Source organism: Psychrobacillus sp. NPDC058041 (assembly GCF_042885655.1).
In the GTDB taxonomy this organism is placed as follows: Bacteria; Bacillota; Bacilli; order Bacillales_A; family Planococcaceae; genus Psychrobacillus.
Genome location: NZ_JBHVRO010000003.1, coordinates 398,422 through 400,325, shown reverse-complemented (window position 1 = coordinate 400,325; position 1,904 = coordinate 398,422). Strand labels below are relative to the sequence as shown.

General features: G+C 38.1%; 2 protein-coding genes. Both read right to left on the bottom strand.

The window, feature by feature from the left end; genetic code table 11:
• On the bottom strand, positions 1-216 hold a 216-nt coding region (locus tag ACFVR1_RS07005), incomplete at its 3' end, for a sugar phosphate nucleotidyltransferase (RefSeq protein ID WP_387582193.1).
• Positions 217-237: 21 nt separating this feature from the next.
• The coding region (locus tag ACFVR1_RS07000; protein WP_387582190.1) for a polysaccharide biosynthesis protein at positions 238-1,904 on the bottom strand (1,667 nt) is incomplete at its 5' end.

The window sequence follows — 1,904 nt, the reverse complement described above, 5'->3', positions numbered from 1 at the left end:
AAACGAATGATCGAAATGATCCTCGATTGCACGCTTGCCTTTACCAGTTACGATAATAATATCTTCAATACCAGAAGCTACAGCCTCTTCAACAATATATTGGATCGTCGGCTTGTCCATTATCGGTAACATTTCTTTCGGCATTGCTTTCGTTGAAGGAAGGAAACGTGTTCCGAGTCCCGCTGCTGGTATAATAGCTTTCCGTACTTTTTTCAACTCGTACACTCCTCCAAAAGATTAACTTAAAGCATTCACTTGTTCTGACAATAATTTTTTAACGTTCTTTCTATTTGCCAGCCCAATCAACAAATCTTTCATATCGTCCATTGTCATATCAACTAACTTGTCGAGTACATATGTCAGCTCACCGTAGCTAATCGGAGTCGCAAGCCCAATATGAATCTTCGGAAATACATACTTACTTTGGATTTCATTTTCATCCAATAGTTCTTCATACAACTTCTCACCTGGGCGAATTCCTGAAAATCGAACGCCAATCTCCTCTTTGCTATAGCCAGATAATTTAATAAGATTATTAGCTAGGTCGACAATTTTCACAGGTTCTCCCATATCTAAGACAAATATTTCTCCACCGCTAGCCATCGTTCCCGCTTGAATGACTAATCTCGATGCTTCTGGAATTGTCATAAAATAGCGGGTCATTTCTGGATCCGTTACAGTAATAGGACCACCTGCAGCTATCTGTTTTTTAAACAACGGAACGACACTTCCTCGTGAGCCGAGTACATTTCCAAATCTCACAGCAGCAAACTTCGTCATACTTTCTTTCGCAATATTCTGAACAACCATTTCAGCAAAACGCTTCGTTGCACCCATTATATTGGGCGGATTAACTGCTTTGTCGGTAGAGATCATAACAAAGTATCCTACCCCGAACATGTCTGCTGCCTCTGCAACATTTTTTGTGCCAAATATGTTATTCTTGACTGCTTCCATTGGATTATATTCCATTAATGGAACATGTTTATGGGCTGCAGCATGATATATAACGTCCGGCTTATACTCAGATACGATGTCAAAGATACGGTTACGGTCTTGAATATCCGCGATAATCGGAATAATTTTTGTGTTTGGTGAAACTTTTTGACGCAATTCCATGTCAATCGTATAAATAGAATTTTCACCATGACCGAGTAGGATAATTTTCTTCGGATCGAATCTTGCTACTTGCCTGCAAATCTCTGAACCTATAGAGCCACCCGCTCCAGTTATGAGAATCTTTTTATTTGTAAGTTTAGTAGAAATAGATTCCAAATCTAGTTCTACTTCTTCTCGGCCAAGTAAATCCTCTAATTTTACATCTCTAATCTCATTGATCGATACTTTTCCAGTTAATAAATCTTCAATTAGTGGCATGATCTGTGTATGAATACCAGTGTCCAAACACTGTTGCATTAACATGGCACTTGTAGACTTATCAAGTGAAGGTATGGCAATTATGATATGTTCGATATCCAAGTCTATTACTGCATCTGCAATAATTTCAGTTCCACCTAACACACGGATATTAAAGATTTCTAAACCTTTTTTCTTGGAATCATCATCAAGAAAAGCTATTGGTAGTAAAGGTGATTCCATATTGCTGAATAATTGACGAACAATCATTGTGCCTGCAGAACCCGCCCCAATAATCAGTGTACGTTTCCTTTTTATATTAAACTTTTCACCTGATATGTATGTGTCGCGAAAAACTCTCCATGATAACCTAGATCCTCCGATAAGTAGTAAATGGAGCATCCAAGTAATCGATAATGCTCTAAATAATACATCCCCTCGAATTATCATTTGTATAATTGCGACTACAACGATGGATAATGTTACTGCTTTGAAAATCAGCCATAGTTCACGAACAGAAGCATATTCCCAAACCTTTCGATAAAGTC